Origin of the sequence: Microbulbifer okhotskensis (genome assembly GCF_023895975.1) — a bacterium.
In the GTDB taxonomy this organism is placed as follows: domain Bacteria; phylum Pseudomonadota; class Gammaproteobacteria; order Pseudomonadales; family Cellvibrionaceae; genus Microbulbifer; species Microbulbifer okhotskensis.
Genome location: NZ_JALBWM010000010.1, coordinates 13809 through 31080 on the forward strand (window position 1 = coordinate 13809; position 17272 = coordinate 31080).

Genomic DNA, 17272 nt, shown 5'->3' on the forward strand with positions numbered 1-17272 from the left:
GGATCAGGCCTCCTGCGCTTGGGAATTAGGCGCAATCTTGAACTCATCGTCTTCCACTTGTGCCGGTTTCCATGCACGGATCGCCCAGATAAACAGGCCGATCAGGAAGAACGCACTCGGTGGCAACAGCAGTAGGCCGTTGGGGATATACCAACCGCCGTTGCTCACGGTAGTGAGGATATCCACACCGAACAGTTTGCCAGCGCCGAAGAGTTCACGAACTACGGCCAATCCGATCAGGATAACGCTGTAACCCAGGCCATTACCGATACCGTCGAAGAAGCTGGGCAGCGGCGAGTTCTTCATAGCGAAGGCTTCCGCACGACCCATAACGATACAGTTGGTAATAATCAGACCAACGAATACGGACAACTGCTTGGAGATGTCGTAAGCCAGGGCCTTGATCAGCTGGTCTACCAGGATTACCAGAGAGGCAATCACGGTCATCTGTACGATGATACGAATGCTGTTCGGGATCTGCTTACGGATCAGGGATACCGCAACGTTGGAACAGGCCACAACCGAGGTCAATGCAATACACATTACCAGGGTAACCTGCAGCGAGCTGGTGACAGCCAGTGCAGAACAGATACCCAAGATCTGCAGTGTGATCGGGTTGTTGTTGAAAATCGGCTCTAGCAGAGTGTCTTTGATTTTCATGCTTATGCCTCCCCTGCTTTCAGGTTTTTCAGGAAGGGACCGTAGCCTTGGTTACCCAGCCAGAAGTTCACCAGATTATCCACACCCTTGCTGGTCAGAGTTGCACCAGACAAGCCATCTACTTCGTGAATCGCGTCGGGGCTATTGGGGTTAACCTGCCCTTTGATCACTGCAATATCCACGTCGCCCTGGTTATTGAAGACTTTCTTGCCAATCCACTGGGCTTTCCAGCTGGGGTTGTCAACTTCTCCACCCAGTCCGGGAGTTTCCTTGTGCTCGTAAAAGCCGAGGCCCGCTACGGTATCGAGATTGCTCTCCAGAGCGAGGAAGCCATACAAAGTACCCCACAGGCCGTAACCACGGACTGGCAGGATGATCTTGTCCAGCTGGCCGTTTTTCTCAACCAGGTAGACCTCTTTGGTATTTTCCCGGCGGATGATTTTGGCAGTGTCCTCGTTTGAAGGCAGCTTTTCGCTGGCAGAGGCGATTTTGGAAGCAGCGCGACCGCTACCACCCGCTGGAGCCTGATCGGTGAACTTGCCAGTATTCAGATCGACATATTTGATCTGGATATCAGCAAAGGCCTTCTCAACTTCAGCTTTACTCGCGTGGGAGTCTTTCAACAGACCCCCTGCCATCAGTACATTGCGCTTCATGTCCAGTTCGGCATTGGCCTGCTGGGCAGGCTTCAGCATTACCGCAGCGGTGGATACCACTACGGAGCACACCAGGCACATTACCAGCGCGACAATCAGAGTACCGGATACGGAATCTTTATTAACCACGTGCCAACCTCCGTTTGATATTGGACTGCACCACAAAGTGGTCAAACAACGGGGCGAACAGGTTGGCGAACAGGATCGCCAGCATCATGCCTTCAGGGAAGGCCGGGTTCACCACACGAATCAGGACAACCATCACCCCGATCAGGATGCCGTACCACCAGCGACCGGTATCGGTCATCGCTGCGGATACCGGGTCAGTGGTCATAAAGATCAGACCGAAAGCAAATCCGCCCACTACCAGATGCCAGTACCAGGGTACCTGAAACATCTCGTTCGATTCGGAACCGATCAAGTTAAACATGAAGGCAGTGGCCATCATGCCCAGCAGCGTGCCGGCAACGATACGCCAGCTAGCGATCTTCATACCGATCAGGATCACGCCGGCAATCAACATTGCCAGGGTGGAGGTTTCACCAATGGAACCGTGCATTTTGCCGAAGAAAGCATCGAGCCAAGTCAGCTGGCCACCGGCCAGATTCACCATCTGGTTCTGAATGCCTTCACTCGCCATAACGGACAACGCAGTCGCACCGGTGTAACCGTCCACAGCAGTCCAAACTGCATCGCCGGACATTGCTGCCGGGTAGGCAAAGAAGACGAATGCACGACCAGCCAGGGCCGGATTGAGGAAGTTTTTGCCGGTACCACCGAACACTTCCTTACCGATGACCACACCGAAGCTGATACCCATAGCTACCATCCACAACGGCAGATCCGGCGGACAGGTCAGGGCGAACAGGATAGAAGTTACGAAGAAACCTTCATTCACTTCGTGACCGCGCACCGCAGCAAACAATACTTCCCAGAAAATACCAACCGCAAAGGTCACAAAGTAAATTGGCAGGAAGTACATGGCACCGTAGACAAAGTTGTCCCACAGGCTTGCCGGGTTGTAGGCGGAAACCGCACCAATAATCGCGTGGCGCCAGCCAGATAACTCCGGATTGGCCATACCTTCGAGAATGGTGTTGGACTGGAAGCCAATATTCCACATGCCGTAGAAGGCAGGGATCATGGCACAGGCCCACACAGTGATCATGATACGTTTCAGGTCGATACCATCGCGCACATGAGCAGTAGTTCTGGTTTTGTCGGCCGGCTGGAACAGAGCGGTATCAATGGCCTCAAAGAGGGCATAGAGCTTCTCGAACTTACCGCCTTTGTGGAATTTCGGTTCGATCGAATCGAGCAATTTACGCAACATACTTACCCCTCCTTCTCAATACGGGTCAGGTTGTCCCGCAAAATGGGGCCATACTCGTACTTGCCCGGACATACAAAGGTGCACAGCGCCAGATCTTCTTCATCCAGCTCCAAGGCACCTAATTTCTGAGCCATAGCAGTATCACCAACGATCAAAGAACGCAGCAACTGAGTTGGCAAAACGTCCAGGGGCATTACCTTTTCATAGGTACCGATCGGCACCATGGCACGCTCGGACCCATTGGTGCTGGTGGTGAAATTGAACAGCTTGTTCTTCACCAGGCGCGACAGGTAAATAGGCAGTACGGAGAAGCGTTTGTTTCCGGCACGCAGGTAGTGCATGAACGGACGTTCATCACCCTCTTCCAGTACAGACACCTGATTGTGGTAACGACCCAGGTAAGCTGTGGGACCAACAGCAGTGCGGCCGCCAAATACCGAACCGGAAATAATACGATCGTTATCACCTTTCAGCTCATCTGCGGTCAACGCTTCCAGGCTGGCGCCGAGACGGGTACGTAACAGGCGCGGCCGTTTGGCCTGGGGACCGGCCAAGGAAACTACGCGATCGGTGAACAGCTTACCGGTGGTAAACAGTTTGCCAACGGCAATAACATCCTGGTAATTAATCGTGAATACACTGCGATTACCAGAAACTGGTTTCAAGTAGTGAATGTGAGTACCAGAAAGACCCGCTGGATGGGGACCCGCAAAAGCTTCACGACGAATATTGTCGGCGCTCGGTACCGAAATGTCCGTATCAGGAGCAGTACAAACGTAAGTGGTTTCCGCCAATTTGGAGAGAATCTCAACGCCGTGCGAAAAGGCTTTTGGATTCTCGGCAATGACCACTTCCGGATTGGCCGCCAGCGGATTGGTGTCCATCGCATTGATAAACACCGCTACCGGTTTGGCATCCACTGCCGGAACGCGGCTGAACGGGCGGGTGCGCAACGCTGTCCACATGCCGGACTCAGCCAGGTTCTCAACGACCTGTTCACGAGTCAGACCTGACAACTTGTCGACGCTGTAGCTTTGGAACTGTTCGGCTGCATCGCCGTCTATTCCAATCACGACCGATTGCAGTACACGGCGGGCACCGCGATTAATAGCAACAACACGACCGGCAGCCGGCGAGGTGTAGCGCACCCCTTCGGTTTTCTTATCGCTGAATAGTAGCTGACCAAGATTGACGCGATCCCCTACAGCCACTGCCATTGTCGGTTTCATCCCGTGGTAATCGGGTCCGAGAACAGCAACGGTCTTGAGCGCAGGTCCTTTGTGGATGACCTGCTCGGGCGCGCCGGATATGGGTAAGTCCAATCCCCGACGGATCTTTCTCATACGCCTATGCCTAAGTTTCTAGTTTAAAAAAATTGCAATAAAGCCCGCCACCCCATAATTGGGCCAGCAAGCCATACTGTGGAATTCCGTGCTGCGAGGGCTTATGCCGTATCACCCGTGGACCGGGAGGAAGGAAGCTAACTATCGTTTGTGCGCGCTAACTTCTCGGCGCATGGCCGCCCCGCAAAATCGCGCGCATTATAAGGATCGGCTAGAGTCATTACCAGCCTGGAAAGTCGTTAAGTGGCACTAAGATTGGAAATTTCTGCTGAAAAAACAGGTATTTGGAGAGATATTGAGGGGTAGTCCAGATGACCATCAAAACCCTGCAGCCGGCACCGGGTACCGACTGCAGGGAAGAAGCCTGACGCTCTAGTCTTGCTTGGGGAATTGCTTGTAGCGAACGCCAGCCATATCTTCCAGGCAGCGGACTACCTGACAGCTATAGCCGAACTCATTGTCGTACCAGCAGTAGAGCACGGCATTTTTACCGTCGACAATAGTCGCAGTGGAATCGAATACGCAGGCACGGCGGGAGCCGACAAAATCGCTGGACACCACTTCCGGGGAATTGGTGTAGTCGATTTGCTGGCGCAGCGGCGAGTGTAGCGCCACGTCACGCATATATTCGTTCAGCTCTTCCTTGGTCGTCTCTTTACCCAGATTCAGGTTGAGGATCGCCATGGAAACATTGGGGGTCGGCACACGGATAGCGTTACCGGTTAACTTACCCTTCAATTCAGGCAAGGCCTTGGCCACCGCCTTAGCGGCACCGGTTTCGGTCAGGACCATATTCAGCGCTGCAGCGCGGCCGCGACGTTCACCGCTGTGATAGTTATCAATCAGGTTCTGATCATTGGTGTAGGCGTGCACTGTCTCCACATGGCCATGCTCAACGCCGTAACCATCCATCATCGCCTTCAAGACCGGTACGATAGCATTGGTGGTACAGGAAGCAGCGGACAACACCTTGTCTTCAGCCTTGATTTCACCGTTGTTGATACCGTAAACGATATTCTTGATATCGCCCTTGCCCGGTGCAGTGAGGATCACCTTAGAGGCACCAGGGCTTTGCAGGTGCTGGCTGAGCCCCTCTTCATCGCGCCACACACCCGTACTATCCACGATGATGGCATCGTTGATACCGTACTCGGTGTAGTCCACTTCTTGCGGGGAGTTGGCGTAGATAATCTTGATTTCGTTGCCATTGCAGATCAAGGAATTGGTCTCCTCATCCACACGGATAGTCCCCTGAAAGGCGCCGTGTACTGAGTCGCGACGCAGCAGAGAGGCGCGCTTCACCAGATCGTTGGGCGCCTTGCCTTTGCGCAGTACGATAGCACGCAAGCGCAATACGTCACCGCTGCCAGCCTTGTCGACCAACAGGCGCGCAACCAAGCGGCCAATCCGGCCAAAACCGTAGATCACAACATCTTTGGACTGGGGTAGAGGCGTTCCCGCACCTTCCGCATCCGCCATTTCTTCGCGCACGAACTCATCAACAGAGATATCGCGCTCATCACGCATAAACTTGTTGGTCAAGGTTCCCAGGTCGACATGCACAGGACCCAGGTCCATCTTGCAGATGGCTTCCAGTACAGGGAAAGTTTCAAACTCGGAGAGTTCATTTTCCTCAACCTGGCGCACGAAACGATGCGCTTTCATAATGCTCAGAACTGAGCGATTGACCAGGTTGCGGCCGTACATATAAATACCGACGTTGCTCTCACGGTTGAGCTTTCCAATCATCGGGATCATGGATTCAGCCAGCGCTTCACGCTGTTTCCAGTCCTTGAAAAAATCCGCGGGCTTCGGTCGCTTCTGAGTCACTGTCAGACACCTCTGCATGTATTTGGTAGGCAAGGAAATGCGACCCCGAAACCACTCGGGATCGCACGGCTGCGCATTATCAGTATTCGCCCAATACTGCGCAACTGAGCAAAAAAAAGCCTAAAAAATGTAGTAAAACTACCTTTTAATTGCAGGCTCAGGCGGCAGTGCGCAATCCTCAAAAAAGCGTAGTTGTTCCCGCCCGGAAACACAGGGAGGGTTAACATTCCCTGCAGCCAAAACCGTTCGCGGCTACAATAGCCGTCCTCGACCACACCTCGAACGAAAGCGCGGATTTATAAGGAAAGATGACAGAAATACAGCCCCTGACCCCTCAGAAGTTTCGCTCCTCCAGTGACCGACAATTTTGGGGGCAGCTGCATGGCGCAGCTGCCGCGCTGGCCATCCTCAGCGCAGCGCACAACAACAAAGCGCCCACCCTGTTAATCACAAGGGACAGTCTCGAAGCGCACCGTTTAGAGGTGCAGTTGAAATTTTTTAACAAAGCACGGAGAGATAAGGAGGGAAACGGCGAGCTTGAAATCTTCCATTTCCCCGACTGGGAAATCCTTCCCTACGACACCTTCTCCCCCCACCAGGACATTATCTCGGACCGCCTGGCGACCCTCTACCAACTCCCACAAATGGGACCGGGGATCGTTATTATCCCAGTCAGCACACTGATGCACCGATTGCCCCCCTGCAGTTACATCACCGGCAACGCCCTGATACTGGAAGAGGGACAGCAGTTTGACATCAATATCCAGCGGCGACTGCTGGAACAGGCCGGCTACCACTGTGTCGATACCGTCTACGAGCACGGCGAATTTGCCGTGCGCGGCTCATTGATGGACATATTCCCCATGGGCAGCCCCCTGCCCTACCGTATTGACCTGTTCGATGATGAGATTGAATCCCTGCGCACTTTCGACCCGGAAACCCAGCGCACCATAGAAACGGTCAAAACCATTCAACTGTTACCCGCACGGGAATTTCCCCTGCACAAGGCAGCCCTCTCGGGATTCCTGCAAAACTGGCACGGGGAGTTCAACAGTGATCCCAGCCAGGTAACCATCTACCAGGACATCTGTGCAGGAATCGCCCCCGCCGGTATTGAATATTACCTCCCGTTATTTTTTGATGGCAATTGCTCAAGCCTGTTCGACTACCTACCTGAAGGTAGCCAGGCTTTCCTGCAAGGTGATATACAACAGCCCCTGGAAAACTTCTGGCGTGAAGTCGGCAACCGCTACGAAAGCCGCTGTGGAGACCTGTCCCGACCGATCCTGCCGCCCCGCCAGATACTGCTGGAAGTCAACGAATTCAATGCGGCCCTGAAATCGCTGCCACGCGCAGTCTATTCCACCGAAAAACTCCCCGAGGCCCAGGGCAACTTCAATTTCGCCACTGCCGTTCCGCCCTCACTGCCGGTTGACGGCAAGGCCGAGCAACCACTGGCGGCCCTGGAGAACTATTTAATCGAATATTCCGGGCGGGTACTCTTCTGCGCGGAGAGCAGCGGGCGGCGCGAGGCCCTGCTCGAACTACTGAAAGGCATACGCCTCACCCCGCCCACGTTCCACAGCTGGCAGGACTTCCTCGACGCAGAGGACACCATTGGCATCACAGTAGCCCCCATTGACCAGGGACTGGTCCTCAATGATCCGCAGATCAATCTGATTGCCGAGCCACAGCTATTTGGGGAGCGCGTACTACAGCAGCGGCGACGCAAGAAAGCCAAGGATGAAGCGGATAACACCGTTAAAAACCTGGCCGAACTGCGTATCGGCACACCCGTGGTACATATTGATCACGGTGTAGGTCGCTACCGCGGCCTACAGCACTTGGAAATTGATGGGCAACCGGCAGAATTCCTGACCCTTGAGTATGCGGATGAAGCCAAGCTCTACGTGCCCGTTGCCAGTCTGCACTTGATCAGCCGCTACTCTGGCGCTGACGAGGCCATCGCCCCCCTACACAAGATGGGCAGCGAGCAGTGGCAAAAAGCCAAACGCAAAGCCGCAGAAAAAGTGCGCGATGCCGCCGCAGAGCTTTTGGACATCTACGCCCGCCGCGAAGCTCGTGTCGGTCACGCCTTCACCAATCCGCAACTGGCCTACCGCGAATTCTCTGCAGGCTTCCCCTTCGAAGAAACCCCAGATCAACAGCAGACTATTGAGGCTGTTCTGGGCGATATGCTCTCAGACAAACCCATGGACCGACTGGTGTGCGGCGATGTGGGCTTTGGCAAGACAGAAGTGGCCATGCGCGCGGCCTTTGTCTCCGCCCATGCCGGCAGACAGGTTGCCATGCTGGTGCCCACAACCCTACTCGCACAACAACACTTTCAGTCATTCCAAGACCGCTTCGCTGACTGGCCAATCAATATTGAGGTCATCTCCCGCTTCCGCTCCAACAAAGAGGTGGACAACGTTAAAACCAAGGTCGCCAGCGGCACGGTGGATATTCTGATCGGCACCCACAAGCTGCTGCAAAGCGACCTGGATTTTAAAAACCTGGGCCTACTGATCATCGACGAGGAACATCGCTTTGGGGTTCGCCAGAAAGAACGACTCAAGAGCCTGCGCTCCGAAGTGGATATCCTAAACCTTACCGCCACACCGATTCCGCGCACACTGAATATGGCAATGGCCGGAATCCGCGATCTCTCGGTAATAGCAACCCCACCCGCACGGCGACTCTCCGTCAAAACATTTGTGCGCGAGCGCGATGATGCCCTGGTGAAAGAGGCGATACTTCGGGAAATTCTCCGCGGAGGTCAGGTGTACTTCCTGCACAATGAGGTCAAGAGCATCGAACGTATCGCCCGCGAGCTGCAGGAAATGATCCCCGAAGCCCGTATCGGTATCGGTCATGGCCAGATGCGCGAGCGAGAACTGGAACAGGTCATGAGCGACTTCTACCACAAGCGCTTCAATGTCCTGATATGCACCACCATTATCGAAACCGGTATTGATGTACCCACAGCCAATACCATCCTGATCGAGCGCGCCGACAAGTTTGGCCTCGCGCAACTACACCAGCTGCGCGGTCGCGTAGGGCGCTCTCACCATCAGGCTTACGCCTACCTGCTGACCCCCAACAAACGCTCCATGACCGGCGACGCGGTTAAACGCCTGGAAGCAATTAGTGAAGCCCAGGACCTCGGTGCGGGTTTCACCCTGGCCACCCACGACTTGGAAATCCGCGGGGCGGGCGAGCTGCTCGGAGAGGAGCAAAGCGGGCAAATCCAGAGTGTCGGTTTCAACTTGTATATGGAGATGCTCGATAAAGCGGTAAAAGCAATTCGCGAGGGCCGCACCCCAAATATCGATGAACCGCTCGAGTCTTCTGCCGTCGATGTAAACTTAAGGGTGGCCGCTCTGATCCCCGAGGACTACCTGCCCGATGTGCATGGCCGCCTAATGATGTACAAGCGCATCGCCAACGCTACCGATCGACAGCAACTCAAGGAGCTTCAAGTTGAAATGATTGATCGCTTTGGCCTGCTACCGGAACCCGTGAAACATCTGTTCCGCACCACTGAGATCAAGCTGAAGGCCGAAAGCTTGGGCATCCGTAAGCTGGAGGCCTCCACGACACGGGCACGTATCGAGTTTGCGGAAAATACCCGAGTAGATCCATTCACCCTGGTCAAGATGGTGCAGACCCAGCCGGGGCACTTTCAGCTGGCCGGCGCCAACCAGCTCAATTTCAGTCTCGACGAGGAGGGTACAGAGCATAAGCTGCGGGAGATCAACGAAGTATTGGAAAAGCTTGCGCAGTGATACCATCCGAAAAACACCAAAGGGGTTGCGACGGGAAACCTTTCGGTCACACCCCCACCGATGTAGCAATAACCAGCAAATTACACTTCAGCACCCCAAAAGAATTATTTAAGTGGTAACCCCATGAAAAGGATAATTAGCCTCTGCTCAACACTGGCGCTCACACTGGCGGCCTCCAGTGCCCAGGCCGTCAACTACGCGGGGAATACTTTCGAAATAGAGATGATCGTATTCGAGCGACCCCAGGGTATGGAAAGAACCGCAGAGACCTGGCCTGCAGCTCCCCGCCTGCAATACCCATCGAAATGGGTCGACTTTGCAACCTTACAGGCATCCCCGCCACCCCCCTCTACAGAGGAAGCCTTATCTCTGGTCGAATTGACCTCAACTTCAGAGCCAACTGAGTCACTGCAAGAAGCGCAAAATGGTTTTGAGCTTGCCGTAGAGGCTACACCAACAGCCCCGAAACTGCTGCTATCACCTACTGCCTCGATTCTCGGCAATAAGGCAGCTGCGATTTCCCGCGCAGGGGATAGAGTCCTCTTCCACAAAGCTTGGCGCCAGGTGCTGAAAAGCAAAAAAAACTCCCCAGCCATCCTTATTAACGGCGGCAGCCAGTTGAGTGGACATAGCCAGCTGGAGGGGTACATTACTCTCAGTGTCTCGCGGTACCTACATATCAGTACCAATTTGTGGCTGAGCGATTTTAATACCCCAACAGGCGAGCAAGGCATACTACTTCCGCAGCGCCCCCACAATAAGACCGAAAAACATCTTCAGGTTTCAACCAATAGCAAGAGCGCCATTGACACAACCCATACGCAAAATGCTGGCTTTGAGCTTGGAGACCAACAAAACGGGATGGGCACCTATGAACCCTTCACCCTTAGCGAGCCATCGCTCGTAAAAGAGGAACCTTTATATGTCGCTCGCGTTTCAAGACTTCAGCACGATCGACGCTTGCGCAGTGGGCAACTCCATTATATTGACCACCCAGAGTTTGGCATTCTTATTGAGATACGAACTGTCGCCAAGCCCAAAAAAGAAAACAAACTTAAAATCGACACACCTGAAAGCAACACAGAAGCAAGCAGCAGCCATTAACAGCCATTTATTTTAAATGATTTTAATTTAATAAGGCGCCCAAAAACTTTTCCGGCGCCTTATTAAGGTCACCCCAAAAACCAACAAACCCCAACAAATAACCCACCTTAATCAAACAAGATGAAACTGCACACCTAATTAAATTAATTTGTGACCACCCCTCAAATACACAAGTAAATACCGTCAAAAAATCACGCACTAACAGACAGAAATAACCAAGCAAAAATATGGAGGGCGGCAACACTCCCGCAAGGCGATAGAATAAAAATAGACACATTATTTAAAGGGCTTTATTTTCCAATAAAAACGAACAACCCAATAATAAAAACAAGAAAATAAAACAATAACTGTGGCCAGGTTCAGCACCCATTTCAGGACCTTCAGAACAAGCAAATCCAGAAACAAAAAAGCGGATCGGGTGATCCGCTTCTCAGAGGCGCTGGCAGGGCTGACGCCAACAACGCCGCACAACCCTACACTGACAACAGTTCTTTCAACGAGTAATCCGCAAATCACTCACAGGGAACAACATCTTCCGCCAGCAGTCCTTTGTCACCTTGTTGCATTTCGAATTCCACCGCCTGCCCCTCATTAAGGGTTTTATAGCCCTCGCCTCGAATGCTGCGATAGTGAACGAAAATGTCTTCAGTTCCTTCTCCACAGGTGATGAAGCCATAACCCCGTGCGTTATTAAACCACTTCACTGTACCTGTAACGCGATCACTCATTGAGAAAACCTCATTATTGTTATTGCGCCTACCTCTATTACCTCACTGCTCAATTCGGCAAGAGGGGCAAACGCCACCCCATTGTTAACAAACTGCTCCATGCAGAATGCTATCTTGCTTAATCCTAAGGGTGAATACCCAAAGGACGTAACCTGATTCTTAGATAAAACAGCGCCAGTGTCTAGTTTTCTATGTGAAATAAATACTACGTTTTTCCCAATATGCGTGATTAACCGTCAAAATCTTAAAAAGCGCTCAACTAGAAACTAATCATTTGTACCTTATTGCACTCCCATCCATCAACTGTCTAACGCGGCCTCTCGCGCTATTGAAGGGATATCGGCAATATGTAATGTCGAAGTCGGGAACGCACAGGATGCTCCATATCCTTCGACTATGTTTAAAATCATTAGCAGAACATCCTGCTTTACTTCGTGATAACGCACCCAATCGGTAGTGCGAGTAAATGTATACACAAAGAAATCCAAAGATGAGGAAGCAAAACTATTAAAGTTAACTATTAACGTACGATTAGAATCAATTTCTGGGTGTTCCTGTAACATTTTTTTAACATCCGCCACTATTGGTGCCATTAAGTGCGCATCCTCATAACGAATACCAATCGTTTCGAAAATTCTTCGATTTAACATACGGGAAGGATTTTCTACTGCTATTTGGGTAAAGATCCCATTGGGCACATACACGGGCCGCATATCGAAGGTCCGAATCCTGGTGAGCCTCCAGCCAATATCCTCCACAGTGCCTTCAATTTCCTTATCCGGAGAGCGAATCCAGTCGCCGACAGCGAACGGCCGATCTAAATAAATCATCAGGCCACCAAAAAAATTCGCCAGCAGGTCTTTTGCCGCAAACCCCACGGCCAAACCACCAATACCGCCAAATGCCAAAACGCCGCTGACGCTATAACCAAGGAATTGCATAACCACAATGCCAGCAGTGATCACAATTGAGGCTCTAACCAGCTTGCCGATAGCCCGCACCGTAGTGGCATCCATTGGTTTGCCCATATAGCGCGGGTCACACAAATTATGCTCCACACTGTGGGAGAAGCGCCAGGCAAACCAGGCCATAATCAGGATGAGGCCAATCTCCCGAGCGGGCACGGCCAACATAAATATCTCGGCGCCGGTTGCATCCCCAGCTCGCTGCGCCGCTACGCTCAACCCCAGCAGCCATATCAGCACCTGCCCCGGTGGAAAGAGCGCGCCCACCAGAGCATCATCCCAAGGATTTATGGTTTTTTCTGCGCGAATAGCCAGGCGGTGCACAAACCGGCCAAAAGACCAGGCTGCCAAACCCGATGCCAGTACGATCAGGAAAACAGAAACTACCCAAACCCGGTTTTCACCCAGCCAGGACATCAATACGCTCTCTACGGATCCCACTTTAATTCCTCCGCTTTAACCAACAGTCGGCGATTCCGCTGTGAACCTCCTGCCGGACAGGAAGCACAAACGGATTACAACGCAATTTACTCAGTGCATTATGCCGGCCAACCAGTCTCGGGTTCTTTGCCAGCGCGCACTCTTTTCAAGCTCACCCCAGGACGGTATCACAGGCCGCCCCCTCATAGCCGCCAAGCGGTGCCTGGATTCGGGCTTGACTACGAACCGATCCAGCGCCGCCAGGGATTCCAAAGCACCTATACGGTTGTTACACACTATCCCCATATCGCAGCCCGCTTCCAGGGCCGCCCGAATTCTCTCACCATAGCCACCTGCAGCACCAGCACCCTCCATTGACAGATCATCACTAAAGATCACACCCTCAAAACGAAGCCGCCCACGTAAAATATCCTGCAACCAATAACGTGAAAAACCGACTGGCTGACAATCTATATTCACAAAACGGATATGTGCCGGCATCACTGCACTCAGATCCTGGGTTGCGATGCAGTCGATAAACGGTACCGCATCTGTCTCCATGACCTGCTCCAAAGAGCGACTGTCTTCGGGCAACTCGATATGACTGTCTTCGAACACATGGCCGTGACCTGGGAAGTGCTTACCGGTAGTGGCCATACCCGCTTCTTGCATACCCTGTATAAATGGGCGCGCCAAAGCCGACAAGCGCGCAGGATTGGAACAGAAACTCCGATCGCCGATTACTCGACTGCCGCTGTCGTCAGCATCCAGTACCGGAGCAAAGCTAAAGTCCACACCAACGGCGAGAAGCTCCGCCGCTAACAACCAACCCACATCTTGCAGCTGCTGCTGATCCGCCACAGCACACAGAGCCTGCATGGAGGGAATACGCGTAAATTGATCACGAAACCGCTGGACCCTGCCACCCTCTTGATCCACCGCCAACAAAATCTCCGGGCGCACCGCGCGAACAGCCCCTACCAATTCAGTTAACTGCCGGCGGTCCCGGTAGTTGCGTGCAAAGAAGATGAGCCCACCCACCATTGGATGGGTTAGCAACACACAATCTTCATCGGTGAGTTCAAGCCCTTCGATATCCACCATTACCGGTCCGACGGGTAAAGACATATAAAGTTCCTTGTCGCTTTTCTCAGCGTTCAATTGGGCTTAGTGACTATCGACCTTAAGCATGGCTGAAGCAGCGGGCACCAACCGCTCCAGTGTTTCCGGTAGACTGCTGCGTGTGCCGAAGTCCTCACGCAGGATAGCTTCAATGGCATCGTGACTCGACAGCGTGAAAATCGTGGCGCCGAGCATAAAATAGAGGCGCCAATAAAATGTTTCCGGGTCCAACCCCGGCAGCGCCTCAGCTAACAGCCCGGCAAAGCGACGATAGGTATCGCCATAGCGCGATACAATAAACCGCCGCAGATGCCCCTGAAACTGGGTGTAAGCGAGACCCAATAGACGCATAAATCTCTGCGGATCTTTCCCCTCCAAGCCCAAGCTACCCAATCCAACTCGATACAAGCACTCAATAAGCTCCTGCACCCCCAGCGGTACCCCCTCGGCAATACGGCGGTTCAACTCCTCTTCAAGCGCACGGGTAAAAGGCGTCAAAAAACGCTCGAATACAGCCTGAATCAACTCCTTCTTTGAGCCGAAGTGGTAGTTAACGGCGGCCAGGTTCACCCCCGCAGTACTGGTAATCGTCCTCAGGGAAGTCTCAGTAAATCCGCGCTCAGCAAACAGCACCTCTGCTGCATCCAGTATCCGGCTGACCGTATCCGTCTGGCTCATAAGCCTCAAACCACCATTTAAAACAAACGTTTAATTGTCGCCAGAGTAGCATATTCTCCGCCACGCCTATGGGCTACACCGGCTTTGCTGCGCTCCCATGGCGCAGTGGCAGCCCTGATTAACAGGACTTAGCGCACTAAAACCTGTAGCACGGAGAAAAGAAAAGTAAACTTCAGGCGAGGGGTAATCTGGTGAAATCCAAACAGCTTCAACAGAAGCTGACTCGCCACGCCCATATCTCATTAATTGAAGGTGGCGCAACAGAAGATTATTGGGGTAGATTCAAAACAACCAAAAGAATTTTAGTTAGTCTAAACAGACTATCCTTTAGCAGCCTGCATATATTTCAAGATGAGATCTGACGCCTCTTCAACACTATCAACAATATGAAATAAATCGAGATCACCGACATCGATACAATCGCGCTCGAGAACGGTATCTACCAACCAATTGTATAGGCCACCCCAGTAACGTTTACCGACAAGCACAATGGGAAAACGTCGAACTTTTTGTGTTTGCACCAGGGTCAACGCCTCAAATAGCTCATCCAACGTGCCGTATCCGCCGGGAAGCCCAACAAATCCCAGCGCATACTTTACAAACATAAATTTGCGCACAAAAAAGTAACGGAAATTTAAACTAATATCCTGATAAGGGTTTGCGGCCTGCTCAAATGGCAGCTCTATATTCAATCCGACCGAAGTACCTGGCTGACCAAAGGCGCCTCGGTTGCATGCTTCCATTAATCCCGGCCCACCACCGGTAATAACAGGAATTCCTTCTGCGGCAAGTAATTTTCCCAACCTCACCCCTTGCTGATACTCGGGGCTGTCCTCAGTAAACCTCGCCCCTCCAAATACCGTTACCGCATCGCCAAGCACGATCAAACGCTCTATTCCGTCAATCAGCTCAGACTGGATACGCAGCACTCTCCACGCTTCAGGCATCTTTGCATCTAACATTATTTTTTTCCCTCTTTGTCAGTTACTTCAACCTTTTCTTCTTTCCTTTCTTTCTACCTCAATGTAGCAGCTCACAAAGACTAAAACCTAAGGATTGCGCGAACATTAAATCTGTATATAATTCCAGCAACTGTATATAAATACAGAAAAATAGGTAAATCCATGACCAATCTCACCGCACGCCAGGCCCAGGTTCTCGATTTGATCAAAGCTTACCTGAATGAAACAGGCTATCCGCCGACACGCGCAGAAATTGCCCAGGAACTGGGGTTCCGCTCACCCAATGCCGCTGAAGAACACCTGAAGGCTTTGGCTAGAAAAGGCGCCATCGAGATGGTTGCCGGCGCTTCCCGTGGCATCCGTATTCCCGACTACCAATCCGGTCTACCGATTATTGGACGGGTTGCTGCGGGTAACCCAGTCCTCGCCGCTGAACATATCGAAGATTATTGCGACCTACCCGCCAGCTTTTTCCACCCCCCCGCAGACTACCTGCTGAGAGTGCACGGCATGAGTATGCGCGACGCAGGCATTCTCGACGGGGATTTACTGGCTGTACAAAAGACCGAGCAGGTGCGCAACGGGCAAATCGTGGTGGCTCGTATTGATGACGAAGTAACTGTGAAGCGCTTTCGCCGCAAAGGCAATCAGGCCACCGTACAACTGCTGCCAGAAAATGATGACTTTGATCTAATTCAAGTCGATATGAGAGATAAGAACTTTGTTATTGAGGGTCTGGCTGTAGGTGTGATCCGTCAAACACCTTAAGCAGCTCCCAGAAACGACAACAGCGGCCTTTGGCCGCTGTTGATAGAATATGGAAGCTAGTCAGTATCAATGAATCGTATGATTAGCTGGCATCAGCTCGTCTTCTTCCTCGAAATAACCCGCCTCTAAATCGTCCAGATTTTGTACAGCCTCAATACCAGCTTCCAGCATTGCTCTGGCCACAGCGATTTTGTGCTTTCTGAGAAACTGAAGACTTTCTGCTGAAAAATGGATGCTCACCAAAGGGTCCTCTTTGTGGCCAGCACGACGCAAGGCTACATCGCCATTAGCCAGCTCGATAATTTCAAAAGTTTCGGAGGACATTCGCTTTTCCTTCACGGCACAACAGTTTGCGCCCAGTGTACCACAGGCTTGCGAGAAGTTTCATTCGCCCAATTTAAGTCTAATCAATAGTGTGAAAACTAACATTCATCAAGGAGGGCTCTCTGCCTGCGTACCAATTCACTCAAAGCTTGGTGCCATTGAAGCAGTTGTTCTTGGGACAAAATAGTCAAATCTGACCCCAGGGATTCATTGTGCAATGGAATCAAATTAACTTTCTGTTTCTTTTCCTTCGCTATCACAGAGAGTTCCTGTAACGCTGTCCAAGCGGACAACATATGGGATAGCCAGCTGCCTGAATCTTTGAGCAAATCCGCCAGTTCATTTGCATCAGCACTGGCCCGCCCCTGAGCCTTTAGTGCATCGACCATCAGTTGAGGAGAGTCAGGCTCAAAGCCTAATTGGAGCTGAGCAGCCTGCTCGGCAAGGAAGGCCTGGTAGGCCTTCCACAGCTGCAGCAATGCCGCCTCCTCCAGCGCTGAGCGCTGGAGGGATATTTCGCAAGGCAGCTGCAACAGCAGCTGACTCTTACGCAATGCCGAGGTGACATGAACGGTGTAAGGGTTACTCATC

15 protein-coding genes are annotated in these 17272 nt (G+C 52.3%); 3 read left to right on the top strand and 12 right to left on the bottom strand.

Annotation, left to right across the window (positions count from 1 at the left end; all coding sequences use genetic code 11):
• Nucleotides 1–3: 3 nt before the first annotated feature.
• From MO867_RS04035 to MO867_RS04055, 5 genes are all read right to left on the bottom strand, one after another.
• Nucleotides 4–660: an NADH:ubiquinone reductase (Na(+)-transporting) subunit D gene (locus tag MO867_RS04035; protein ID WP_252464851.1), complete on the bottom strand. Its 657-nt coding sequence runs from the start codon at nucleotides 658–660 to the stop codon at nucleotides 4–6.
• A 2-nt stretch (nucleotides 661–662) separates the two neighbouring features.
• Nucleotides 663–1445 carry a Na(+)-translocating NADH-quinone reductase subunit C gene (locus MO867_RS04040; RefSeq protein WP_252464853.1) on the bottom strand — a complete coding sequence of 261 codons (783 nt, stop codon included), beginning with the start codon at nucleotides 1443–1445 and terminating at the stop codon, nucleotides 663–665.
• Complete coding sequence (locus MO867_RS04045) at nucleotides 1438–2649, bottom strand: NADH:ubiquinone reductase (Na(+)-transporting) subunit B (RefSeq protein WP_252464855.1); 1212 nt, start codon at nucleotides 2647–2649, stop codon at nucleotides 1438–1440. Before MO867_RS04045 ends, MO867_RS04040 begins: the two co-directional genes overlap by 8 nt.
• Before the next feature lie 2 nt (nucleotides 2650–2651).
• Complete coding sequence (locus MO867_RS04050; protein WP_252464857.1) at nucleotides 2652–3992, bottom strand: Na(+)-translocating NADH-quinone reductase subunit A; 1341 nt, start codon at nucleotides 3990–3992, stop codon at nucleotides 2652–2654.
• Nucleotides 3993–4364: 372 nt separating this feature from the next.
• Entirely contained in the window at nucleotides 4365–5840 is a 1476-nt protein-coding gene (locus MO867_RS04055; RefSeq protein ID WP_252464931.1) for a glyceraldehyde-3-phosphate dehydrogenase, read from the bottom strand.
• A gap of 290 nt (nucleotides 5841–6130) precedes the next feature.
• Between MO867_RS04055 and mfd the strand changes: the two genes are divergently transcribed.
• Nucleotides 6131–9610, top strand: coding sequence for a transcription-repair coupling factor (mfd, locus tag MO867_RS04060; protein WP_252464859.1), 3480 nt, complete (start codon nucleotides 6131–6133; stop codon nucleotides 9608–9610).
• 123 nt (nucleotides 9611–9733) lie between these two features.
• Nucleotides 9734–10714, top strand: a complete 981-nt coding sequence (locus tag MO867_RS04065) for a CsiV family protein (protein WP_252464861.1) — start codon at nucleotides 9734–9736, stop codon at nucleotides 10712–10714.
• A 512-nt stretch (nucleotides 10715–11226) separates the two neighbouring features.
• On the opposite strand, the gene MO867_RS04070 is transcribed toward MO867_RS04065, so the two are convergent.
• From MO867_RS04070 to MO867_RS04090, 5 genes are all read right to left on the bottom strand, one after another.
• Nucleotides 11227–11442, bottom strand: coding sequence for a cold-shock protein (locus tag MO867_RS04070; protein ID WP_020413094.1), 216 nt, complete (start codon nucleotides 11440–11442; stop codon nucleotides 11227–11229).
• Nucleotides 11443–11741: 299 nt separating this feature from the next.
• Nucleotides 11742–12824: a mechanosensitive ion channel family protein gene (locus MO867_RS04075; RefSeq protein WP_252464933.1), complete on the bottom strand. Its 1083-nt coding sequence runs from the start codon at nucleotides 12822–12824 to the stop codon at nucleotides 11742–11744.
• 114 nt (nucleotides 12825–12938) lie between these two features.
• A complete protein-coding gene (nagZ, locus tag MO867_RS04080) occupies nucleotides 12939–13955 on the bottom strand; it encodes a beta-N-acetylhexosaminidase (RefSeq protein ID WP_252464863.1) in 1017 nt (338 codons plus the stop codon).
• 39 nt (nucleotides 13956–13994) lie between these two features.
• On the bottom strand, nucleotides 13995–14627 hold the full coding sequence (locus MO867_RS04085) for a TetR/AcrR family transcriptional regulator (RefSeq protein ID WP_252464865.1): 633 nt from the start codon (nucleotides 14625–14627) through the stop codon (nucleotides 13995–13997).
• A gap of 320 nt (nucleotides 14628–14947) precedes the next feature.
• The gene (locus MO867_RS04090; RefSeq protein ID WP_252464867.1) at nucleotides 14948–15589 is read right to left on the bottom strand and encodes an LOG family protein; all 642 of its coding nucleotides are present in this window, start codon (nucleotides 15587–15589) and stop codon (nucleotides 14948–14950) included.
• A 162-nt stretch (nucleotides 15590–15751) separates the two neighbouring features.
• Between MO867_RS04090 and lexA the strand changes: the two genes are divergently transcribed.
• On the top strand, nucleotides 15752–16357 hold the full coding sequence (gene lexA / locus MO867_RS04095) for a transcriptional repressor LexA (protein WP_252464869.1): 606 nt from the start codon (nucleotides 15752–15754) through the stop codon (nucleotides 16355–16357).
• Nucleotides 16358–16423: 66 nt separating this feature from the next.
• Here the strand turns inward: lexA and MO867_RS04100 are convergent, their stop codons facing one another.
• Nucleotides 16424–16681 carry a hypothetical protein gene (locus tag MO867_RS04100; RefSeq protein ID WP_252464870.1) on the bottom strand — a complete coding sequence of 86 codons (258 nt, stop codon included), beginning with the start codon at nucleotides 16679–16681 and terminating at the stop codon, nucleotides 16424–16426.
• Between the two features lie 98 nt (nucleotides 16682–16779).
• Nucleotides 16780–17271 carry a DUF6586 family protein gene (locus tag MO867_RS04105; RefSeq protein ID WP_252464872.1) on the bottom strand — a complete coding sequence of 164 codons (492 nt, stop codon included), beginning with the start codon at nucleotides 17269–17271 and terminating at the stop codon, nucleotides 16780–16782.
• Between the last annotated feature and the right edge of the window lies 1 nt (nucleotide 17272).

What these genes read in the sequence shown, in the direction of transcription:
- MO867_RS04035 (WP_252464851.1), bottom strand. Translation starts at nt 660, where the DNA reads ATGAAAATCAAAGACACTCTGCTAGAGCCGATTTTCAACAACAACCCG.
- MO867_RS04045 (WP_252464855.1), bottom strand. Translation starts at nt 2,649, where the DNA reads ATGTTGCGTAAATTGCTCGATTCGATCGAACCGAAATTCCACAAAGGC.
- MO867_RS04050 (WP_252464857.1), bottom strand. Translation starts at nt 3,992, where the DNA reads ATGAGAAAGATCCGTCGGGGATTGGACTTACCCATATCCGGCGCGCCC.
- MO867_RS04055 (WP_252464931.1), bottom strand. Translation starts at nt 5,840, where the DNA reads ATGCAGAGGTGTCTGACAGTGACTCAGAAGCGACCGAAGCCCGCGGAT.
- mfd (WP_252464859.1), top strand. Translation starts at nt 6,131, where the DNA reads ATGACAGAAATACAGCCCCTGACCCCTCAGAAGTTTCGCTCCTCCAGT.
- MO867_RS04065 (WP_252464861.1), top strand. Translation starts at nt 9,734, where the DNA reads ATGAAAAGGATAATTAGCCTCTGCTCAACACTGGCGCTCACACTGGCG.
- MO867_RS04070 (WP_020413094.1), bottom strand. Translation starts at nt 11,442, where the DNA reads ATGAGTGATCGCGTTACAGGTACAGTGAAGTGGTTTAATAACGCACGG.
- MO867_RS04075 (WP_252464933.1), bottom strand. Translation starts at nt 12,824, where the DNA reads ATGTCCTGGCTGGGTGAAAACCGGGTTTGGGTAGTTTCTGTTTTCCTG.
- nagZ (WP_252464863.1), bottom strand. Translation starts at nt 13,955, where the DNA reads ATGTCTTTACCCGTCGGACCGGTAATGGTGGATATCGAAGGGCTTGAA.
- MO867_RS04085 (WP_252464865.1), bottom strand. Translation starts at nt 14,627, where the DNA reads ATGAGCCAGACGGATACGGTCAGCCGGATACTGGATGCAGCAGAGGTG.
- MO867_RS04090 (WP_252464867.1), bottom strand. Translation starts at nt 15,589, where the DNA reads ATGTTAGATGCAAAGATGCCTGAAGCGTGGAGAGTGCTGCGTATCCAG.
- lexA (WP_252464869.1), top strand. Translation starts at nt 15,752, where the DNA reads ATGACCAATCTCACCGCACGCCAGGCCCAGGTTCTCGATTTGATCAAA.
- MO867_RS04100 (WP_252464870.1), bottom strand. Translation starts at nt 16,681, where the DNA reads ATGTCCTCCGAAACTTTTGAAATTATCGAGCTGGCTAATGGCGATGTA.
- MO867_RS04105 (WP_252464872.1), bottom strand. Translation starts at nt 17,271, where the DNA reads ATGAGTAACCCTTACACCGTTCATGTCACCTCGGCATTGCGTAAGAGT.